The following is a 21,121-nucleotide window of genomic DNA, read 5'->3' on the forward strand; positions in this document are numbered from 1 at the left end:
AGAGTCGAAGGTCCCGATAGTGGGACCGTGCTGGTGGTCGGCGCTGTCCCCTGATCCCGACCGGGCCCCGGTCGAGCTCCCGCGGAGCCCGGGCGGGGGCCGGCTCAGCCCCCGAGCGGGCTCCGCGAGTTCTCCGGTGAGAGCAGTCAGTTCGCGTAGACGTCCACCAGGCGCAGGTCCGGCGTCCACAGCCCCAGCGAGTCGCCGGTGTTGTTGAGCACGGAGGACGGCATCGCGTTGAAGTAGGCGGTCGGCGTGTTCGTGCCGGGCCCGGTGTGGACGCGCAGCTCACCACCGGGCTGCAGGACATAGCCGTCCCCCACACGCAGGACGGTGTTCGCGGCGTCCCGGAGGAAGTAGCCGCTGACGTCGACTGCAGAGCCGGAGGCGTTCCGCAGCGTCACGTACTCACCGGCGTCCGGCTGGACGTCGTCGCCCGCCGGGTTGTTCACGGCCCCGCTGATCTCGAGGGCTGCACCCGGGAACACGGGGATCCCGCGCAGGTAGCGGCTGTTCTGGATCGGGAAGTCGGTGGTCACGACGTCGACGCCGAGGTCCACGACGGCCTGCACGGCTTCCGGCGAGTTCACGGTGTAGACGCCCATCACGAGGCCCGCGTCCTTGACCCGGGCGACATCGGCGGCAGTGAGGCCACGGTAGTTCGCGCCGACGGAGTCCACGAACGTGGCCCACTCGGCCAGCACCTCGGACCCCGGGACCACGCCCGTGAGCTGCTGCAGTTCCACCTCGGGCGCCAGGGCGGCGAACCTGCGGTTGGAGGACTCGTCGAAGCCGAGCACCTGCACCTTGTCCGCGTCGACCAGCTTCTGCCAGGCGGGATCGGTGCTCAGTTCGGTGGCCACCAGTTGCTCGATACCGGGTGAGTTCACCGGCGACTTGATCTCGATGTACACGCCGGTGTTGCGGGTGGCCACCGTGGCGGCGTCGTCGAGGTGCGGGATCTTCTCGCCGACGAAGCGCCCGTCGAAGTACGAGCCGACGTCGAGCTGCTGCAGCTCGGCCCACGTGAAGGACGTGATCGGGTCGCCGGCGCGGGCCGGGAAGACGTCCTCCACATTGGTGGTGCGGGCGGGGGTGTCGTCGTGGAAGAGGAACGGGACGCCGTCGGCGCTGAGCTGCACATCGATCTCGATGAAGTCCGCGCCGGAGGACCGGCCGTCCTTGAAGGCCGCCACGGTGTTCTCGGGCGCCGTACCCCCGGCACCGCGGTGCCCCACGAGGACCGGACCCGCCTGGTGCTTGGCGTCGCCGCGACCCCCGGACGCCTCGGTGACGGTACCGACGGGGACGGCGTGGGCGGGAGCAGCAAGGAACGAGAGTCCGACGGCGACGGCGGCCGCCGAACGGATGGAACGGGCGAAACGGGGCATGGGTGGATCCCTTCGGGTGGAGGACACGCAAGCGATGACCGCTCACCTCGAGCCAACAGCCCCCGTCCGGCACTCCGCTCAATGGCGCATGAACTGCCGGTGAAAGGCACCGTTACCTCAGGTAACGGCCGCCGAGGCCGGGATCCCGGACGACCGGGCGCCAGGGCACTCAGAGTCCGAGGGCCGGGACGGTCAGCCCGAACTCCCGTCGGAGCGCCAGCTTCGCCGCGTTGAGCCCGGCCATCCCGTGCACGCCCGGGCCGGGCGGCGTGGACTGCGAGCAGAGGTAGAAGCCCTTGATCGGCGTCGCCCACGGCTGCAGGGACGGCACCGGCCGGGCGACGATCTGGCGGAGGTTCACCGCCCCGCTGCTGAAGTCCCCGCCCACGTAGTTGGCGTTGTAGACCTCGAGCTCACCGGCCGTCGTCGTATGGCTCTGCACGACGACGTCCCGGAAGCCCGGCGCGAACCGCTCGATCTGGGCGGTCACGGCCTCGGCCATGTCCCGCGTTGAGCCCCGCGGCACGTGGCAGTAGGTCCAGAGCGTGTGCCGGCCCTCGGGCGCGCGGGTGGGATCGAACGACGACGGCTGGGAGAGCAGCACGTACGGGCTGTCCGGGTGGATGCCCTGGTTGACCTGCTTCTCGCCGGCGGCGATCTCCTCCCGCGTCCCGCCCAGATGCGCCGTTCCGGCGCGGTGCAGTTCGGGGTGGGTCCACGGGACGGGCCCGGACAGGATGAAGTCCACCTTGCACGCGGCGTTGCCGTACGTGAAGGCCTTCAGTGCTGTCTCGTAGGCGGCCGGGAGGCGCCCACGGGACATTGCCTGGAACGTCTTCGGTGCGACGTCGAGCAGCACCACGGGCGCATCCGACACCTCCGCGAGGGTCTCCACCCTGCTGTCCGTGATGATCTGCCCACCGTGCTGCCGCACGTCGAGTGCCAGGGCGTCGGCGATGGACTGCGATCCCCCGACCGGGATGGGCCAGCCCCCGGTATGGGCCAGGAGATTCAGCACCAGACCGGCGCCTGCCCCGGTCAGGGAGGGCAGGGTCCCCACGGGGTGCGCCATGACACCCGTGACGAGGGCCTTCGCCTCCTCGGTGCTGAAGCGGCGGTTCCACCACGGCAGTCCCTGGTCGAGGACTGCGAGGCCGAACCGCACGGTGGCCTCCGGGCTCTTCGGGACGCGCACCACGTGGTTGAGGGTGAACGCGAGGATGGCCTGTTCGCGGTCGCTCAGCGGCTGCAGGAGCCGCCGGTACGCCTCGCCGTCCACGCCGAGGCCCTCGACGGTCCTCTCGAGGCTGCGGTAGGCGATGCCTGCCCGCCCGTCGTCGAGCGGGTGGGCGAAGGAGACCTCGGGAACCGCGAAGCCGATGCGCCGGCTCAGCTCGAAGGCGCGGAAGAACGGCGAGGCGAGGGCCATCGGGTGGACGGCCGAGCAGAAATCGTGGAGGTGGTCCTGCTGCATGAGCTCGATGGACCGGGACCCGCCGCCGATGGTCGGCGCGGCTTCGTGGATCCGTACGGACAGGCCTGCGCGCGCCATGACGACGGCGGCCGCGAGCCCGTTGGGACCGGCGCCGACGACCTCGACATCTACCATGGCTTCCTCTCTTCGGGGCGGGGCGATCCCGCCGGTCAGGTCTCCGTGCTCNGGGGGGGGGCGCCCCCGCCGGTCAGGTCTCCGTGCTCGGGCGGCTGCGCCCGCCGACCCGATCGGCCGCCTGCCGGAGGCGGTCGACGGTCCGCCGTGCGGCTGCCGGCCCCCTCCGGCGCGCGGCCAGCAGTGACGCCACCGCGGTGTAGCGGCCGGCGTCGAGCGGGACGTCGTAGGTCGTGGGCACCACCACCACGTTCTTCGAGAAATTCCGTTTGAACGTCGTGACGTTGGCCAGGGACGGGTAGTTCTCGCTCTCGATGCCGGTGAGGCCGCACGCGGTGTTCCCCCCGGCCTTGAGCGCCCTGAACGCCTCCCACAGCAGCAGGTAGGGGGCGAAGGTGTTGCGTGCCGCGAGAGTACTGCCGGCGAAGTAGTAGACGGCGTGGCCGCGGTACTCCGTGGTGATCAGCCAGCTCAGGGGCCGCCCGGCGCGGTAGGCGACGAGGAGGCGGAGGTGGTCGCCCAGTACGGTCAGCAGGGTCTCGTAGTAGGACGAGTCGAAGGACTGGAATCCGTCGCGTTCGGCTGTCTCCTGCAGGATCGGGTACAGCTCGGTCGCGAAGACCTGCTTCCATTCGCTGCGCGGAATATGTTTGATCTCGATGCCGTTGCGTTGGGCCCGCCGGATGCTGTTGCGTGCGTTCGGCCGGAAACTCTTCAGCAGGTCGGCCTCGGACGGCGTGAGGTCGACGACGATCTCCCGCTCGTACCAGCCGTGCTCGATCGGACCGGCGGCGGGGGCCTGCGGTGTGGCGACCTGCAGGCGGACATAGAGCGGGTGCACCGTCGGGTGGTCCCGGAACTGCCGGCGCACGGTCTCCATCAGCAGGCGCTCCGCGGCGGGGGTCCGTTCCGCGAACCAGACCGGTCCGTTGACCACGACGACGGATTCCCGGAAGCGGCGGACCACGTGGACGTAACTGGCGGTCGCCACGAGCCTGCCCGCTGCATCCCGGTACGCCCAGATGCCCAGCGGCGTGCGCCCGAGGGCCCGCTCGAAGTCGACCCAGTCCGGCGTCTGCTCGAGCGGGATCACCACCTCGGGGTGCGCGGCGGCGATGGCGTCGAAGGCCTGCCGGTCGAGCGGGCTGTAGGTCAGGAGTGCTGCGTTCACTGGGGGTCTCTCACTGGGGGGCCTGCTCGGGTCGATGATCGGGCGCGCTGCGGGCCGGGGGTGCCGGCCGACCGGGGCCCGTCACCGTCGGCCGACGCGGTGAAGGCTGCGTCCGCGCGGTCCTGCAAGCCTATCGGAGCAGCGCGCACGGAGGGCTCCGCCGTCCGCAGCCCCTCCGACGGCCCCCGACGGGGCGAGGATCCCCGGGGTCCCAGGGTGAAGCGATCACGCGCCCGGTCGAACGGGCCACCCTGGGGGTCGTCGATGCCGCCGCGCCGCACCACATCGCCGCGTGGCGCGAGGATCTCCGCGACGACCACCCCCATGACATATGCCGTGCCAAGCATGTGAGCGAGGACCGCCCAGGAGTACGTGCCGAGTCCCAGGTTGTTCGCGGCGGGGCCACCGCTCGTCATGCCCCCGAGATACAGCCAGACGGCCGCCCAGTGGAGGACCTCCACGAACTGCCAGGCGAGGACCACCCGCCATCGGGGAACCGCGAGTGCCACGAGCGGCACGAGCCACAGGGCGTACTGGGGCGAGTACACCTTGTTGCAGAGGATGAACGCACCCACGATGAGCACGGCCAGTTGGGCGAGCCGGGGCCGGCGCTGCGCCCGCAGCGCGAGGACCGCGATGCCCGCGCAGGCGAGGACGAACAGGGCGGCGGCACCCGTGTTGATGGCGCCCGGTGTGAGGGTGGCGACGCCTGCCTGCCGCGCCAGCGCGTTGTACACGTACCACCCCGAAGAGAATCCGGCGTCGCGCGTCTCCGAGAAGGTGAGGAAATAGCCCCAGCCTGCCGGATCACGCAGCAGGAACGGCAGGTTCACCGCGAGCCAGGCCGCGAGCGCACCGGCCGCCGCACCGAGGAAGGGACGGTAGCGCCCCGTCCGGATCGCCAGGACCAGCACCGCCCCGAGAATCAGGACCGGGTAGAGCTTCACCGCGGCGCCGAGCCCCCAGAGGATCCCGGCCAGGACCGGCCGGTCGCGCGCGAACGCCAGCATTCCGCAGGCCGCGAGGAGCACGGCCCAGAGATCCCAGTTGATGGTGCCGGCCAGGATGATGACCGGCGCCGTGGCCACGAAGGCCGCGTCCCAGGGGCGCCGTCCGGCGAGCCGGAGGGTCGCGAGGACCGTCAGGATCCACACCCCGGCGAGGAGTACGGCGTTGACGTCGAAGTAGAGGAGGGAGGCCGCCGCGGCGTCCGCGCCACCCGCGACCACCTCCACCAGCACCGCGGTGCCCGAGGCGAGCAGCCCGAGCAGCACCGGGTACTCGAAGAGCGCGCCAGGGGTGATGAACGGCAGGACGCCCTCCCCGAGACCCCGGCTCCGGTAGAGCTCGGTCCAGTCGGAATAGCAGGCGCGGTAGAAGTAGTCCGGGGAGGACCACCCCTCGATGCGGCACGGGTTCTTGACGACGACGGCCAGGACGGCCGAGCAGACGGTCAGGAGGATCAGCACCCGCTCCACCGTGAACCAGCCCGGCGAGATACGGCCGGGGTCGGTGCGTCGTCCGAGCGGGCCCCCGACGCCCTCGACCAGGGGCCGCAGCGCCGGATCGGACCGGCTCGGGACGCTGATGCGGTAGGGGCCGCGCCTGCCCGTGCCCGAGGTCATCCCCCGAGCCTAGCCGCCCCGCGCCCGGCGGACGGGCAGCGCCCGGGCGCATGATCGGGCAGGTGATCGGGGGCGGGGACCGGATCGAGGAATGAGGCGGCAGCCGCCCGCGTTGGAAACTGAACGTACACTGGCATTCCCTGCCAACCGCGCCCGGGGCGACGACGGCCGGGGCATATTCAACTGGCTTTCGAGGAGAACTGTGGGACAGAACCCCATTCGCGTGGCAATTATTGGAGTCGGCAACTGTGCCGCGTCGCTGGTCCAGGGCGTGCACTACTACCGCGACGCGGATGCGGCGGGTGCCATTCCCGGCCTGATGCACGTCGAGTTCGGCAAGTACCACGTGGGTGACGTGCAGTTCGTGGCGGCATTCGACGTCGACGGCAAGAAGGTGGGCCACGACCTCGCCGAGGCCATCGGCGCCAGCGAGAACAACACGATCAAGATCGCCGACGTGCCGCCCACCGGCGTCATCGTCCAGCGCGGTCACACCCTGGACGGCCTCGGCAAGTACTACCGCGAGACCATCGTGGAGTCGGACGAGGAGCCCGTCGACATCGTGGCGCAGCTCAAGGCGTCCAAGGCCGATGTCCTGGTCTGCTACCTGCCCGTCGGCTCGGAGCACGCCGCGAAGTACTACGCGCAGTGCGCCATCGACGCCGGCGTCGCGTTCGTCAACGCCCTCCCCGTCTTCATCGCCGGCACCAAGGAGTGGGCGGACAAGTTCACCGAGGCCGGGATCCCGATCATCGGCGACGACATCAAGAGCCAGATCGGCGCCACGATCACCCACCGTGTCATGGCGAAGCTGTTCGAGGACCGCGGCGTCACGCTCGACCGCACCTACCAGCTGAACGTCGGCGGCAACATGGACTTCAAGAACATGCTCGAGCGCGACCGCCTCGAGTCGAAGAAGATCTCCAAGACCCAGGCCGTCACCTCGAACGTCAAGGCCGAGCTGCGGGCCAATGACGTCCACATCGGCCCCTCGGACTACGTCGCCTGGCTCGACGACCGCAAGTGGGCCTTCGTGCGCCTCGAGGGCCGCAACTTCGGTGACGCCCCCGTGTCACTCGAGTACAAGCTCGAGGTCTGGGACTCCCCGAACTCGGCCGGGGTCATCATCGACGCTATCCGTGCGGCGAAGATCGCCCTGGATCGTGGGATCGGCGGACCGATCCTCTCGGCGTCGAGCTACTTCATGAAGTCGCCCCCGGAGCAGTACGCGGACGATATCGCCCACGAGAAGGTCGAGGCCTTCATCCGCGGCGACATCGAACGCTAGCCGGCATCACGGGAGGCCGGGACGGTTCGCCGTCCCGGCCTCCCGTGCGTTCCGGCCCGTTCCCGGGCAGGGACGGGTGCTAGAACAGCCCGACGGCGTTGCCGTCGGCATCCACGTCCATCCGGAGCGCGGCCGGCTCCTTCGGGAGTCCGGGCATCGTCATCACGGAGCCCGTGAGCGCGACGATGAACCCGGCGCCGGTCTTGGGGATGAGGTCCCTGACGTGCACGGTGAAGCCCTTGGGTGCGCCGAGCACGCTCGCGTCGTCCGAGAACGAGTACTGGGTCTTCGCCATGCACACGGGCAGCCCCGACCACCCGTTCGCCTCGATCTCCTTCAGCCGGCGCAGGGCCGGGACCGAGAACTCGACGCCGTCCGCGCCATAGATCTCCTGCACGATGGTGCGGATCTTCTCCTGGACGGGGAGGTCGAGCGGGTAGAGGTGGGAGAAGGCGACGGGCCGCTCGAGGGCGGCCAGCACCTCGGCCGCGAGCTCGTCCCCGCCGGGGCCGCCTCCGCCCTGGCCCCACACGTCGGCGACGGCGGCGGCGATCCCCTCCCCGGCGCACCAGGAGAGCAGCCAGTCGAGCTCCTCCGGCGAGTCGGTGCCGAACCTGTTGATGGCGACGACGGGCCGGATCCCGAACTTCTCGATGTTCCGCACGTGGCGGAGGAGGTTCGCCGTCCCGTCCCGGAGCGCATCGGCGTCGGGCGTCGCGAGGTCCGCCTGGGCCACCCCGCCGTGCATCTTGAGGGCGCGGACCGTCGCGACGATCACCACGGCGTCGGGTGCGAGATCCGCGGCCCGCGCCTTGATGTCCATGAACTTCTCGGCGCCGAGGTCCGCGCCGAAGCCGGCCTCGGTGACGACGATGTCCGCGAGGCGGCGCGCCGTCCGGGTGGCGATGACCGAGTTGCAGCCGTGGGCGATGTTGGCGAAGGGACCGCCGTGCACGAGGGCCGGTGTGCCGGCGATGGTCTGCACGAGGTTCGGCTTGAGGGCGTCCTTGAGCAGCAGCGCCAGCGCCCCCTCCACCCGCAGGTCCCGGACGGTCAGCGGCCGGCGGTCGTAGGTGTAGCCGAAGGTGATGTCCGCCAGGCGTTCCTTGAGGTCCTCGGGGTCGGCGGCCAGGCAGAAGACGGCCATGATCTCGGAGGCCACGGTGATGTCGAAGCCGTCCTGGCGGGGTGTTCCCTGCATGGGCCCCCCGAGGCCGATGACCACTTCGCGCAGGGCGCGGTCGTTGACGTCCAGGACCCGCTTGAACGTGATGCGCCGCGGATCGATGCCGAGCTCGTTGCCCTGGTGGATGTGGTTGTCGATCAGCGCCGCCAGCGCGTTGTTCGCGGAGGTGATGGCATGGAAGTCGCCCGTGAAGTGCAGGTTGATCTCGTCCATCGGCAGCACCTGCGAGTAGCCACCACCGGTCGCGCCGCCCTTCATGCCGAGCACGGGGCCGAGGGACGGTTCACGCAGGGCGATCATGACCCGCTGCCCCGCCCGGGCGAGCGAATCAGCGAGCCCCACGGTGCAGGTGGACTTCCCCTCCCCGGCGGGGGTGGGACTCATGGCGCTGACCAGGACCACCTTGCCGGGGGTGCGGCCGTCCTCGGGTAGCAGGCGCGGGTCGATCTTCGCCTTGTACCGGCCGTGGAACTCGAGGGCCTCCCGCGGGATCCCGGCCGCATCGGAGATGTCCTCGATGGGCCTGACCGCGGCGGCGCGGGCAATCTCAAGATCGCTCATGCAGCCAACCTATCAGCGCGCCGGGATCAGGCCCGCGGGAGCCCGGCCCGCCCGAGGACGTAGTCGATGAGGGGTTCGTACAGTCCAGGGGTCACGTTGTCGTCGAGCGGGACGGCGACGTCCAACTGGCCCTGCGCCTCCGAGACGAACAACCCGGGGTCGTTGCAGTCCGCGAAGCCGACGGTGGGCAGCCCGACATTCGCCGCATGGCCTGCCCAGCCGTGATCGGCCACGACGAGATCCGGGAGGTCGTGTCCGGTGTTCGTGAGCGTGTCGAGGCTCAGGCGCATGGGCTCGGGGAAGTGGGTGTGCATGAGTCCGCCGTGCTGATGCCACACGAGGACACCGAAGACCTGCCGGATGTCCCCGGCCCCGAAGTGGCGCCCCTCCGGGACCCGGACCACCGTGGCGCCCGCCGCGGCCACCGCCTGCGCGAAGGCCGCATGGACGGGGAGCAGGCCCGCGGGGTGGCCTGTCGCGAAGAGGATCCGCTCCCGCCGGCGGGCTGACGCCCCCAGCCGGTCGGCGAACCGGTCGAGGGCGGCGACGCACTTCTGCGCGTCGATGGTGTCCTGGCCCTCGGTGTGGTTCCGGTCGGGGCTCGTCCCCACACGCTCGTGCATGAGGTCGAAGACGTCGTCGTAGGTCCAGTCGCGCGTGTGTTCCACCCCGAACTCGAGGTGCTCGTTGCGCTCGAGGAAGAGCCGCATGTGCTTCAGGTTGTCCTGCCGCGGCGTGGCCACCAGGCCGGTGATGCGAACGGAATCGAGGTATGCGGCGAGCTCGGCGGGATTCACGCTTCCATCCTAGGTTCCCGGGCGGGGCTTCAGCGGGCGGTCGCCGCGGGGAAGCGCTCGACGGCGGCGCGATAGCTCTGCGCCGTCAGCAGGGCCGTGCGCTGCCAGCCGAACGCCAGCGCATGGGTGGCGGCCCCCCGGCCCAGTGTCTCCTTCAGGCGGACGTCGTCGTGCAACCGTTCGAGGACGTCCGCCCAGTGGGCCGCGGAGTGGCCGTTCACGAGGAGGCCGCTGCGCCCGTCGCTGACGGCCTGCGGCAGCCCGCCGACGTTGGCGGCGACCACGGGGGTTCCGCAGGCCTGCGCCTCCAGCGCCACGAGGCCGAAGGATTCACTGAAGGACGGCATGGCCACCGCATCCGCGGAGCGGAACCACTGGGCGAGGTGGGAGGCGGTCACGGGCGGGTAGAGGCGCACGTCCCGGGTGAGGCCGGCGGCGTCGATGAGGGGCTGCAGGGCCAGGGCCTCGGCACCGCTTCCCGCGCCGAGGATGCTGACGGCGAGCGGGATGTCCGGCCGGCGGCGCCGGAGTTCCGCGGCCGCTGCGACGAGGACCTGCGGACCCTTCAGCTTCTGGATCCTCCCGGCGAACACCACGTGGAACTGCTCCGGCGGGAACGCCAGTGCAGCGCGCGCAGCGGCCCTGTCACCCGGGTTGAACGTCGAGAGATCCACGCCGGGAGCCACGACGTCGACCCGGTCCGGGTCGGCGCCGTAGAGCGAGATGAGCTCGGACGCCTCGGTGCTCGTATTCGCGATCAGGCGGGCCGCCCCCTCGACGACCGCCTCCTCACCGGCGATCCGATCCGCCGGTTCCGGGGCGCTGAGTGCCTTCATGCGCAGGTTCTTGACCTTCGCCATCGTGTGCATGGAGTGGATCAGGGGGAGGTTCATCTCCCGGCTGAGCGTGAGGCCCACGAGTCCGGAGACCCAGTAGTGGGAATGCAGGACGTCGAAGTGGCCGTCCGCGAGGAGGTCGGCCACGTCGGTGATCGCGTCGGCGAAGGTGTCCGTCAGTCCCGGGAGGTCCTCCTTCGGGATGCGGTGGCGGGGCCCGGCGTCGAGGTGGTGGACCACGACACCGTCGGCGAGCACCTCACGCCGCGGGCGTCCCTCACCGGCCTCCCGGGTGAAGATCTCGACGTCGATCCCGACGCCGGCGAGTTCGAGGGCCGTGCTCCTGACGTAGACGTTCATGCCGCCCGCGTCCCCCGTGCCGGGCTGCTCGAGCGGCGAGGTGTGCAGGGACAGCATGGCCACGCGCCTGACGCCGGACACACCATCTCCCTTCCGACCGGCGGGGGAAAACCGGTCGCATAACCTCACGACCCTATAACGCCGCGTCCGCACCCCCCATTCCGTGAATCGGTCACACCCTGCCGGTCGCCGACGGTGCCCGGGATCGCTGATCTGATCGCCGGCTGCGGTCGGCGCGGCCGGCCCGTATGTCACTTGATGTAGGTGGTGTGCTGGGGCAGTGTGAACCGCTGCGACGCCTCCCAGGGGTCACGGGGCCGGTCGGCCCAGATCTGTCCCCACACGGACAGGCTGTTCCTCCATCTCCTCAGCAGGCGTCGTACCTCCTTCCTGCGGTGGAAACCGGGCATCGGATGGGACGGGGCACCCGGGAGGTCCACTCCCGGGCCGGCGTCCGGAAGGGGGGTCAGCGATCCGCCCATGATGAATTCGCCGGAGGCGGGAAATGGTGCGGAGGGATTGTCGGTGAATTGGTCGGGAATGGGCCGGGAATTGGGCAGGACGGAATTCGGCAGGGACGAGCCACGAAGGGCATTACCGGAAAAGAATGGGACGAGGAAGCCGCGCACGGTCACGGGCGCGGGGATGGTGCTGGTCGACCGGCTACCGCCGGTGCGCTGGCTTCCTAATGGTCACGGGTGACGAAGGCGGGATCGGTGCGGCGGGCAAAGGCTCCGCCGAGCATGGTATTCACGATCTCCACCTCCGTTCCGTCGAGTGACCTGCAGTCATGCGGTAATGGGTTCCCTCGCTGCTCGAGGTACGAACTGTTCGAGTTGGGATGACCCAATGGCACGTGGATAAAGCTACCGTATGAAATATGCGCAGGGATAGCCCTTCGGATGAATTGGTCCGGATATTTTCGGGGAAAGGTGGACATCGGGTGTCGGCACCGACGGCCGCGAGCTCACGCATCGTCCAGATCGATGCCCTGAGGGGATTCGCCCTCTTCGGCATCCTCATGGTCAATGTGTGGTTCTTCGCCGACTCGTCCCACCTGGCGGGAGGTCGGGATCCGTCCACCTCGTCACGGGCGGACCTCGTCATCCGGTTCGCCGTCGTGACGTTCTTCGAGGGCAAGTTCTACCTGCTGTTCGCGCTGCTGTTCGGCTACGGATCCGTCGTGCTCGCGGCGGCGCCCGGCAGGGACCCGGCACGCCTCGTCGCACGGCGCCTCGTCTTCCTCGGGGTCCTCGGCGTCGTTCACGGGCTGACCCTGTTCTACGGCGACATCCTCCTCACCTACGCGCTGGCAGGAGCGATCCTGCTCGCTGCCGGGTCCCTCGCGCCACGCGCGCGCCTCGGTCTCGCGATCGGCATCACGCTGGGGATGGCCCTGCTCCTCGTCACCGTGGCGGTGCTCCTGCCCGTCGGCGGTGCGGCCGGCACTGCCGGCGCGCCGATCGTGCCGACGGCGTCCCCTGCCGCCGCACTGGCCGCCAATGCGGCGACCTACGGTGTCGTTCTTCCCTCCGTCGTGTTCTTCCAGGGTCCGCTCGCCCTCGCGGCCTTCCTCGCGGGCTCCGCCCTGGCGATGCTGGGCGTCCTCCGGCCGGCGGTGCCCGACCGCGCCGTGCTGTGGCGCGTCGTCGTCCTCGCCCTCCCCCTCGGGCTGGCCGGCGCGGCGTACTCGGCCTATCTCGATGTGTGGGCCGACGGCAGTGCGGTGCCGCTCCTGGCCACCGGGATCTCGGTCGTGGCGTCCCCGTTCGTGACCGTGGGCTACGCCGCGTCCCTCCTGCTGGTGCTGGGCTCACGCGCCGGACGCGCCGTCGCCGCGGTGCTCGCCCCGACCGGGCGCCTGTCACTGAGCAACTACCTCGCCCAGTCCGCCGTGCTGTGCCTCGTCTTCACCGGGTACGGGTTCGGCCTGATGGACCGCCTCCCGGCCACGCTCGTGGTCGTGGTCGTCGTCGTGCTCTTCGCCGGGCAGGCTGCTGCCAGCCGCCTCATCCTCGCGAGGTACCGGACCGGACCGCTCGAGTGGGCCCTCCGGAGCTTCGCCCGCCGGGCGCCGCGGCGGGAGCCGGGGCCCGACGGCGCGTAGATCTATCGACCTAGAGGTTCCAGTGCACGATGGCGGGCGTGTGCTTGTCCCAGCCGAGCGCGCAGACCGCGGCGGTGCCGAGGACGAACCGCCGGCCCTCGATGCCGCCGAACTGCAGCCAGCGGGCCGCGACGATCCGCAGGAAGTGGCCGTGTGCCACGAGCAACGCGTTCTGCACGGGCGTCGCCCCGGGGTCGTCGTCGGCGGCAGTGCCGCATCCGGCCTGGACGCGGGCGATGACGCGGTCCGCCCGCTCCGCCACCTGGTCGAGGGTCTCGCCGTGCGGTGCGCCGTCGTTCCAGATCAGGTAGCCGGGGTTCTCCGCGCGGACCGTCGCACTGTTCAGCCCCTCGTTGTCGCCGTAGTCCCACTCGTGGGCGTAGGGCAGCACCTCGGCGTCGGGGAACCCCGCGAGTTCGGCCGTCCGGACCGCGCGCTGCAGGGGCGAGGTCACCACGAGGTCGAAGTCGATGCCCTGGAGGTGCTCGCGCGCGGCGAGCGCCTGCTCCTCCCCGTATCCGGTCAGGGGAAGATCGGTCAGGCCCGTGTAGCGGCCGTCCCTGGACCATTCCGTCTCGCCGTGCCGGAGCAGCCACAGGCGGGGCAGGGGTGTCCCGGACGGGGTGAGGTCCGGTGCTGCGGCGCCTGACAACGGCTTCATGGTGTGCTCTCCTGGGATTCGGGCTGCTCGCTCCACCACTGGCGGAGTTTGGTCTGGGCATCGGCGGGGTCCTGCGGGCCGTGTTCCATGCGTTCCTCGAGGAGGAAGCGGTAGGCGCGACCCACCACGGGGCCGGGGCGGACCCCGAGCAGCGCCATGATCTGCTCGCCGTCGAGGTCGGGGCGGATCGACGCCAGCTCCTCCTGATCGGCGAGCGCCGCGATCCTCGCCTCGAGATCGTCGTAGGCGAACGCCAGCCGTTCGGCCTTGCGCCGGTTGCGGGTGGTGACGTCGGAGCGTGTGAGGCGGTGGAGCCGCTCGAGGAGGGGTCCGGCGTCGCTCACGTAGCGGCGGACCGCCGAATCGCTCCAGCCCGCCTCGCCGTAGCCGTAGAACCGCATGTGCAGCTCCACGAGACGCGCGACGGCCTTGATGGTGTCGTTGTCGAACCTCAGCGCCCGCAGCCTCTTCGCGGCGAGCTTCGCGCCGACGGCGTCGTGGTGCCGGAAGCTGACCGCGCCTCCGGGCTCGAACTTCCGGGTTGCGGGCTTGCCGATGTCGTGGAGGAGGGCGGCGAGCCGCAGGACGACGTCGGGCCCCGGGACGGGGCCGTCCTCGTCCGACTCGAGGGAACACGCCTGGCGCAGGACGGTGAGGGAGTGCTGGTAGACGTCCTTGTGGCGGTGGTGCTCGTCCGTCTCCAGCCGAAGGGCGGAGACCTCCGGCATCACGTGCTCCGCGAGTCCGGTCTCCACCATGAGGTCGATCCCGGCGTCGGGCGCCGCGCCCTGGAGGAGCTTCACCAGTTCGTCCCGCACGCGCTCGGCGGAGATGATCGAGATCCTCTCGGACATGTGCGTCATCGCCTCCGTCACCTCCGGGGCGAGAACCATACCCAGCTGGGAGACGAAGCGCGCGGCGCGCATCATGCGCAGCGGGTCGTCGGAGAACGACGACGACGGCGTACCGGGGGTGCGCAGGACGCCCGCGTGCAGGTCCCGGACACCGCCGAACGGGTCGACGAGTTCGAGGGACGGCAGCCTGAGGGCCATGGCGTTGATCGTGAAGTCGCGGCGCTGGAGGTCGTCGTCGAGGTTCGTGCCGAAGGCGACCGTCGGGTTCCTCGACGACGGGTCGTACGCTTCTGCGCGATACGTGGTGATCTCGATCTGGTAGCCGTCCTTGCGGAGGCCGATCGTGCCGAACGCCCGGCCGATCTCCCAGTACGCATCCGCCCAGCGCCTGACGACCGCGAGGATCTGGTCCGGGTCCGCGTCCGTGGTGAAGTCCAGATCGGGCGACACCCTGCCGAGGAAGAGATCGCGCACCGGCCCCCCGACGAGCGAGAGCTCATGGCCCGCGGCGGCGAAGAGTCCGCCGACCTCGAGGACGACGGAGGGGAGGGGTGCGGTGAGGGTCGAAGTGTCCAGCAGGTGCGCCATAGTCTCTCAAGGGTGCCAGATCAGCACCCGTTTCCCACACCGGGGACCGGGCCGCACGATGCCGTGACACTGCCCCGGAAACGGGCAGGCCGGGGGCCGGGTCGTCGTCGCCCCGTGCCAAAGATCGTTAGAGTGGTCTGCATGGACCGACCCGTTCCAAGTGCTCCGAAGCGCACCCCGTTGACAGTGTCAATGGGAACCACGGGTATGCCTGCCGTGCAGCACCAGTTGCCCACGGTGGAGGAGGTGTCCGCGGGCGGCATCGTCGTCGACGCGTCGAAGGAGACCCTCGACGTCGCCATCATCGCCCGCCTCAACCGCGGCGGACGCCTCGAATGGTGCCTGCCCAAGGGCCACCCCGAGGGCGCGGAGAACAACGAGGAAGCGGCAGTCCGGGAGATCGCCGAGGAGACGGGTATCGAGGGCAGGATCGTCTCCGCGCTCGGCAGCATCGACTACTGGTTCACGGTAAGCGGCCACCGCGTGCACAAGACCGTCCACCACTATCTCCTGATCAGCACCGGCGGCTACCTCACCATCGAGAACGATCCCGATCACGAGGCCGTCGACGTCGCCTGGGTGCCCCTGCAGGATCTCGGCCGCCGCCTGTCCTTCCCCAATGAACGGCGGATCGCCGACCTCGCCCGCGAGGTCCTGCCCGAGCACCTCTGAGTCCGGCCGGCGACCAGCACGAGCGGGTCGCGGCGCGCCGTCGCCGTCCCATCGGTGAGACGATGGGGAGCGATGTCTGACACGAACACAGCCTCGGTACCCCTGCAGGAGCCCGGTCACCCGGTCCGCGATGACCCTTCGGCACCGCGCGGCGGTTCCGCCGTCCGGTCGAGTGCGATCATGGCCGCCGGCACCCTGGTCTCGCGGATCCTCGGCCTGGTCCGGGTGGCCCTGCTGGCGACGGCGATCGGTGCTGCGGGTCAGGTCTCGGACCTCTTCACCTCGGCCAACAGCCTGCCGAACTTCCTCTACCTGATGCTGGCCGGGGGTGTGTTCAACGCGGTCCTGGTGCCCCAGATCATCCGGGCCAGCAAGCAGGCGGACCGGGGGGCGGACTATGTGAGCCGCCTCCTGACCCTCGCCGCCGTCGTCCTGCTCGTGCTGACCGTGCTGGTCACGCTCGCCGCGCCGGTCATCGTGGGTGTGGCGACGAGCTTCACGGGGGCGAACCTCGCCCTGACCACGGTGTTCGCCTTCTGGTGCCTCCCGCAGATCTTCTTCTACGGGATCTACGCGGTGACCGGTCAGATCCTGAACGCCAACGGCTCGTTCGGCCCGTACATGTGGGCTCCCGTGGTCAACAACGTCGTGTCCATCGCCTTCCTGGTGGTCTTCATCGCGCTGATGGGGGGCGAGCAGGCGGAACGGCACAGTCCGGACTCCTGGACCTTCGAGCAGACGGTGCTGCTGGCGGGCGGGACCACGCTCGGCATCGTGATCCAGGCACTGGTGATGTTCATCCCGCTGAAGCGCCTGAACCTGGGCCTGCGGCCGAAGTTCGGGATCCGCGGCACGGGCCTCGGGCGGACGGGCAAGCTCGCGTCGGTGACGATCCTGACGATGCTCATCGGCAACGGTCTCTATCTCGTGAACCTGAACATCGCCACGATCGCCGGCGATGCGCGCGAGGGGCTTCTCGCGCAGGATCCCCCCGTGCAGATCGCGGGGTGGACGAGCCTCGAGCTCGGCGCCCTGGTGTACCAGCTGCCGCACTCCGTGATCGCTCTGTCCCTGGCCACGGTCATGTTCAACCAGCTGTCCTCAGCGCATGCGGACGGCGATCTCCCCACCGTCCGGGCCACCCTGTCCCAGGGCCTGCGCATCATCGGTGTGGCGACCGTGTTCGGCGCCGCCGCCCTGCTGGCCTTCGCCGGTCCCCTCGGCATGCTGTTCAGCGAGTCGCCGGAGAGCGCGGCCATCAACGGGGTGATCATCGCGATCCTCGCCGTGGGCGCCCCGTTCCTCAGTGCCAACTTCTTCCTCAACCGCGTCTTCTACGCGAGCGAGGACGTCAGGACACCGCTGAAGATCCAGCTCATCCTGTCCGCCGTAGGGGTCGGCCTCGCCCTCGTCGCGGGGACGTTCGATCCGCGGCTGATCGTACCGATGCTGGCCGTCGCCTACTCGCTCGGCAACGCGATCGCCGTCGTCGTCAGCCATCTGTTCCTCACCCGCAAGATCGGCTCCTACGGCGCCGGACACGTCTTCGACGTCCATGTCCGCCTCACCCTGGCCGGGATCGTGGCGGCGATCGCGGGGACCGCACTGTGCTGGGCGTTCGGAGGATACAGCGCGGACGGCTTCCTCTGGCAGTCGAAACTGAACGCCATCGCCGTGCTCGCGATCGGCGGCGTCCTCATGCTGGCCGTGTACCTCGTCATGCTGAAATTGCTGCGCGTCACCGAACTCACCGAACTCACGGGCCCGATATTCGCTCGATTCCGCCGGAGCGGCGCCTGACCCACCAGCCCGGGAATGGGACGACCGACCGGTAGCATGGGTAAAAATCAGCCAGGGTTTCCGGGGAGGAACACGTGCCAGAAGCAGTAGACGTCGGTTCAGTGCTGGGTGGCCGTTACAAGGTGACCGCCTACGTGCTGGCATCTGCTGAGAAGGATCTCGTGCTCGACGGCGTCGACCAGGTCCTCAACCGGGCCGTCAGCATCCTCGTCGCTTCGGCCGGCAATGCCTCGCAGGTGGCCACGAGCGCCCGGGAACTGGCCACGGGGGACCGCAACGGGAACATCCAGGTCCTCGACCTCGGCATCACCGACTCCGGCACCTACCTGGTGACCAACCGCGCACCTGCCGCCGACATGCTCGACCTGATCGTCCAGCAGGACGCCCCGGCCCACGACGCGCCGTACATCGAACCGTTCTTCACCGACACGCTCGGCTCCGAGATCTTCGGCCGACCGCGTTCCACGGAACCCGAGACCTACGAGGACGACGACCACTACGACGAGGACGACGCCAGGCCGCAGCGCCCCTCGCGGTTGTCCGGCCTGACACAGCGTTTCAGTCGACGAGGTCCCGGGAACCAACAGCAGGACGACACCTCGGATCTCGAGCCCGTCGCAGCCGAGCCGGCCGCCGCGCAGCCACTGGCCGACCAGCGGTCGTCCTCGCACCGCGTTCCCCCGCCGCCGAACCGGCGGCCCGGCGGGGCGTCGGCCGCAGGTTCGGCGGGGTCGCATGATGGGAACGGTCCGGAACGCCTGGACCCCGCCGCCGTGGCGGCCGGCGCCGCAGCAGGAGCGGCATCGAGCGTCAGCGCCACGTCCGCGGCTGGAACTGCTTCCGCCGGCGGGGCGCAGAAGGCCGCGCGGCCGGCCTCGAGGTTCCCGTTGTCCGCGTACAACGACGACGACGCCCCCACCGATGGTTCCGACGATTCCGACGATTCCGACGATTCCGACGAGTACGACACGGAACAGGCGGACCGGGACGACTACGACGACAGCGACGGCGGCGGGCGGAAGTTCACCCGAGTCCTCGTCGGGGTGGTGCTCACCGTCGTCCTGGTGGTCGCCGTGGTCCTGGCGACGACGCACCTCGGGTCGGTGTTCAGCGGAAGCCGGCCCGTCGCGGACGACGCTCCCGTCCCGGCCACGAGCGCACCCGCCGAGGCCCCGACGACGGCTCCGGCCACTCCCTCCGCGGAGCCGACCCCTGCGGCGGTGGCTCCCGTGATCACGGGCATCACCCGACTCGTACCGGACAATCCCGGGCTCGACGCCGGCAATGACAGGACGCTGCCGCTGATCATCGACGGGAACCCTGCGACCTTCTGGGGCAATCAGGTCTACGCCAGCGACACCTTCGGAGGCCTCGCCACGAATCTGGCGCTCGTCGTCGAACTGGAGGAGGAGTCCACCATCACGCAGGTCACCATCGACCAGTTGAACGCGGCGGGCGGCACATTCTCCGTCCTGGTGAACGACCAGCCCACGCTCGACGGCGCCGAGCAGATCGCCCAGGGAGGATTCACCGCGCCGACGGCGAACCTCCCCATCCCCGCCGGCCCGGACGGTCCCGTCACGGGACGGTACGTGATCATCAACTTCACGCAGCTACCCCGGCTCTCCAACATCCAGGCCCAGTTCCCGTTCGGGCTCAGGATCGCCGAGATCGAGGTCAGCTGATCCCCTGCGGCGCGTGCTCCGCGATCCTGTGGGGCACGCATCGGAGCGAGCCCGGGCACCCTTCCCCCGCGGAATAACCGCACCAGCGGTTCCGTTGTGGGAGGTGTCCCCCGAGAACGCCCGGCACGGCCGTATCAGCGCAGGAACAGACAGGAAGGTCTTCCGAACACGTGACAACGCACACCGATGTCCAGCTGGAAACACCCACGGCAGATGCTTCCGGTGGTGAACACAAGATCCACGACGTCATCATCGTCGGGTCCGGACCGTCCGGCTACACTGCCGCGGTCTACACCGCCCGGGCCAACCTCAAGCCCCTCATGATCGCCAGTTCGGTCAAGGCCGGCGGGGAACTCATGAACACCACCGACGTCGAGAACTTCCCCGGTTTCCCGGAGGGTGTCATGGGCCCTGAGCTCATGGAACAGTTCGAGCAGCAGGCCCGCCGGTTCGGTACCGAGATCCTCTACGAGGACGTGGTCTCCGCAGAACTCTCCGGTGACATCAAGAAGCTCACCATCGCCACGGGCGAGGAGTTCCTCGCACGGGCGGTCATCATCTCGACCGGTTCCGAATACCGCGAGATCGGCCTCGACGACGAGAAGCGGCTGTCAGGGCACGGCGTGAGCTGGTGTGCAACCTGCGACGGTTTCTTCTTCCGGGACCAGGACATCGCCGTGGTCGGTGGTGGTGACTCCGCCATGGAGGAGGCTCTGTTCCTGACGAAGTTCGCGCGCTCCGTCACGGTCATCCACCGCCGCGACAGCCTCCGGGCGTCGAAGATCATGCAGGATCGGGCCCTCGCCCACGAGAAGATCCGCTTCCTGTGGAACTCCGAGGTGGTCGGGATCCACGGTGCCGCCAAGGTCACCGGGGTGAAGGTCGCGAGCACCGTCGACGGCTCGACCAGCGACGTCGACGTCACCGGCATCTTCGTCGCAATCGGGAACGATCCACGCGTGGACCTCGTCAAGGACCAGCTCCAACTGACCAGCGAGGGCACCATCGCCGTCCAGGGCCGCACGTCGAAGACTTCGCTGCCCGGTGTGTTCGCCGCCGGTGATGTCATCGATCCGACCTACCGCCAGGCGATCACCGCGTCGGGCAGTGGCTGCGTCGCAGCCCTCGATGTGGAGCACTATCTGGCCGACACGGTCAGCGGGGCCCTCACGGCCGCCCGGGTCCCCACCCCTCCGGCCGAAGCAGTCTCCGAATCAGCCACTCTCTGATCGATCAACTACGCAAGGAGCAACACAATGAGCAACGCAAAGGATGTGACGGACGCGTCTTTCGACGCTGACGTCCTGCAGGCCACCAAGCCCGTCATCGTGGACTTCTGGGCCGAGTGGTGCGGCCCCTGCCGCATGCTGTCGCCGATCCTCGACGACATCGCCGCCGAGCACAGCGAGAAGATCGACGTCGTCAAGGTCAACGTCGACGACAACCCGGCTATTGCTGCCAAGTACGGCATCACGTCGATTCCCGCGGTGTACGTCTTCAAGGGTGGAGAGGTCGCGGCGACCTCCATCGGCGCCAAGCCGAAGCAGGTCCTCGAGCAGGAATTCGCGGCGTTCATCAACTGATCGCCGAGTAGGTGGAGGGGCCCGTCGGATCGATCCGACGGGCCCATCTTTGCGTGTCCGGCTCCCTACGTGCGGCGTGAGGAAGCTCTTCCGGGTCCGCTGGCCACTCCCAGCCACGTGGTAGCCCTCCCATCACCCGGGGATTCCTCGTGATCTCCGCGGCCGATGCGGCTCATGGATCGGCCCTCGGAGGCCCCCCTTCCGCGAGTACAGCAGCGAAGGCTCCGGGGTCGTGCGGCACCGGGTGGGTGAGCTGTCGCAGACCTCGGAGCCCGCTCGATGGCCTCACGTGGCGATCCTGCTCGATGGGTGGCTCGACGGCTGTCGAAAGGCCCACGCCCGGTGCG

General features: G+C 69.6%; 15 protein-coding genes and 1 pseudogene. 7 read left to right on the forward strand and 9 right to left on the reverse strand.

What is annotated here, in order from left to right; genetic code table 11:
* Nucleotides 1–146: 146 nt before the first annotated feature.
* From RY94_RS05790 to RY94_RS05805, 4 genes are all read right to left on the reverse strand, one after another.
* Nucleotides 147–1,391 (reverse strand): glycerophosphodiester phosphodiesterase family protein, encoded by a 1,245-nt coding sequence (locus RY94_RS05790; protein ID WP_043442628.1) that lies wholly within the window; start codon nt 1,389–1,391, stop codon nt 147–149.
* Between the two features lie 169 nt (nt 1,392–1,560).
* Nucleotides 1,561–3,000, reverse strand: coding sequence for a phytoene desaturase family protein (locus RY94_RS05795; protein WP_043442631.1), 1,440 nt, complete (start codon nt 2,998–3,000; stop codon nt 1,561–1,563).
* A gap of 73 nt (nt 3,001–3,073) precedes the next feature.
* Entirely contained in the window at nt 3,074–4,171 is a 1,098-nt protein-coding gene (locus tag RY94_RS05800; protein WP_043442633.1) for a lipid II:glycine glycyltransferase FemX, read from the reverse strand.
* The gene (locus RY94_RS05805) at nt 4,168–5,796 is read right to left on the reverse strand and encodes a glycosyltransferase family 87 protein (protein WP_082046088.1); all 1,629 of its coding nucleotides are present in this window, start codon (nt 5,794–5,796) and stop codon (nt 4,168–4,170) included. The genes RY94_RS05800 and RY94_RS05805 overlap by 4 nt, the downstream gene beginning before the upstream one ends.
* A gap of 202 nt (nt 5,797–5,998) precedes the next feature.
* Between RY94_RS05805 and RY94_RS05810 the strand changes: the two genes are divergently transcribed.
* Nucleotides 5,999–7,084 (forward strand): inositol-3-phosphate synthase, encoded by a 1,086-nt coding sequence (locus tag RY94_RS05810; RefSeq protein WP_043442636.1) that lies wholly within the window; start codon nt 5,999–6,001, stop codon nt 7,082–7,084.
* Between the two features lie 79 nt (nt 7,085–7,163).
* On the opposite strand, the gene RY94_RS05815 is transcribed toward RY94_RS05810, so the two are convergent.
* From RY94_RS05815 to mshA, 3 genes are read right to left on the reverse strand one after another with little or no spacing between them, the layout of a single operon-like run.
* Nucleotides 7,164–8,831 carry a formate--tetrahydrofolate ligase gene (locus RY94_RS05815; protein ID WP_043442637.1) on the reverse strand — a complete coding sequence of 556 codons (1,668 nt, stop codon included), beginning with the start codon at nt 8,829–8,831 and terminating at the stop codon, nt 7,164–7,166.
* A 26-nt stretch (nt 8,832–8,857) separates the two neighbouring features.
* Nucleotides 8,858–9,628, reverse strand: a complete 771-nt coding sequence (locus RY94_RS05820) for a phosphatase (RefSeq protein WP_043442639.1) — start codon at nt 9,626–9,628, stop codon at nt 8,858–8,860.
* A 29-nt stretch (nt 9,629–9,657) separates the two neighbouring features.
* Entirely contained in the window at nt 9,658–10,905 is a 1,248-nt protein-coding gene (mshA, locus tag RY94_RS05825) for a D-inositol-3-phosphate glycosyltransferase (protein WP_043442641.1), read from the reverse strand.
* A 1,501-nt stretch (nt 10,906–12,406) separates the two neighbouring features.
* Here mshA and RY94_RS18690 point away from each other — a divergent pair.
* Nucleotides 12,407–12,931: pseudogene (locus RY94_RS18690) on the forward strand (DUF418 domain-containing protein); the annotation flags it as partial.
* Between the two features lie 10 nt (nt 12,932–12,941).
* Here RY94_RS18690 and RY94_RS05835 read toward each other — a convergent pair.
* The gene (locus tag RY94_RS05835) at nt 12,942–13,592 is read right to left on the reverse strand and encodes a histidine phosphatase family protein (RefSeq protein ID WP_052274009.1); all 651 of its coding nucleotides are present in this window, start codon (nt 13,590–13,592) and stop codon (nt 12,942–12,944) included.
* Nucleotides 13,589–15,034: a CCA tRNA nucleotidyltransferase gene (locus tag RY94_RS05840; protein ID WP_043442643.1), complete on the reverse strand. Its 1,446-nt coding sequence runs from the start codon at nt 15,032–15,034 to the stop codon at nt 13,589–13,591. The genes RY94_RS05835 and RY94_RS05840 overlap by 4 nt, the downstream gene beginning before the upstream one ends.
* 192 nt (nt 15,035–15,226) lie before the next feature.
* Here RY94_RS05840 and RY94_RS05845 point away from each other — a divergent pair, with 192 nt between their 5' ends.
* The 5 genes from RY94_RS05845 to trxA all read left to right on the forward strand — a co-directional run bounded on the left by RY94_RS05845 (nt 15,227) and on the right by trxA (nt 20,774).
* Nucleotides 15,227–15,706, forward strand: a complete 480-nt coding sequence (locus RY94_RS05845; protein ID WP_052274010.1) for an NUDIX hydrolase — start codon at nt 15,227–15,229, stop codon at nt 15,704–15,706.
* Between the two features lie 72 nt (nt 15,707–15,778).
* Nucleotides 15,779–17,506, forward strand: coding sequence for a murein biosynthesis integral membrane protein MurJ (gene murJ, locus RY94_RS05850; protein ID WP_043442646.1), 1,728 nt, complete (start codon nt 15,779–15,781; stop codon nt 17,504–17,506).
* 74 nt (nt 17,507–17,580) lie between these two features.
* Nucleotides 17,581–19,191: a hypothetical protein gene (locus RY94_RS05855; RefSeq protein ID WP_043442648.1), complete on the forward strand. Its 1,611-nt coding sequence runs from the start codon at nt 17,581–17,583 to the stop codon at nt 19,189–19,191.
* 194 nt (nt 19,192–19,385) lie between these two features.
* Nucleotides 19,386–20,420, forward strand: coding sequence for a thioredoxin-disulfide reductase (gene trxB / locus RY94_RS05860; protein WP_052274116.1), 1,035 nt, complete (start codon nt 19,386–19,388; stop codon nt 20,418–20,420).
* 27 nt (nt 20,421–20,447) lie between these two features.
* Entirely contained in the window at nt 20,448–20,774 is a 327-nt protein-coding gene (gene trxA, locus RY94_RS05865) for a thioredoxin (protein ID WP_043442650.1), read from the forward strand.
* The last annotated feature ends 347 nt before the right edge of the window (nt 20,775–21,121 follow it).

Origin of the sequence: Arthrobacter sp. L77 (genome assembly GCF_000816565.1) — a bacterium.
Lineage (GTDB): Bacteria > Actinomycetota > Actinomycetes > Actinomycetales > Micrococcaceae > Arthrobacter_D > Arthrobacter_D antioxidans.

Coding starts and splice junctions, on each gene's coding strand:
- RY94_RS05845 (WP_052274010.1), top strand. CDS start 15,227: ATGGGAACCACGGGTATGCCTGCCGTGCAGCACCAGTTGCCCACGGTG.
- murJ (WP_043442646.1), top strand. CDS start 15,779: ATGTCTGACACGAACACAGCCTCGGTACCCCTGCAGGAGCCCGGTCAC.
- RY94_RS05795 (WP_043442631.1), bottom strand. CDS start 3,000: ATGGTAGATGTCGAGGTCGTCGGCGCCGGTCCCAACGGGCTCGCGGCC.
- RY94_RS05815 (WP_043442637.1), bottom strand. CDS start 8,831: ATGAGCGATCTTGAGATTGCCCGCGCCGCCGCGGTCAGGCCCATCGAG.
- trxA (WP_043442650.1), top strand. CDS start 20,448: ATGAGCAACGCAAAGGATGTGACGGACGCGTCTTTCGACGCTGACGTC.
- RY94_RS05840 (WP_043442643.1), bottom strand. CDS start 15,034: ATGGCGCACCTGCTGGACACTTCGACCCTCACCGCACCCCTCCCCTCC.
- RY94_RS05790 (WP_043442628.1), bottom strand. CDS start 1,391: ATGCCCCGTTTCGCCCGTTCCATCCGTTCGGCGGCCGCCGTCGCCGTC.
- RY94_RS05805 (WP_082046088.1), bottom strand. CDS start 5,796: ATGACCTCGGGCACGGGCAGGCGCGGCCCCTACCGCATCAGCGTCCCG.
- RY94_RS05835 (WP_052274009.1), bottom strand. CDS start 13,592: ATGAAGCCGTTGTCAGGCGCCGCAGCACCGGACCTCACCCCGTCCGGG.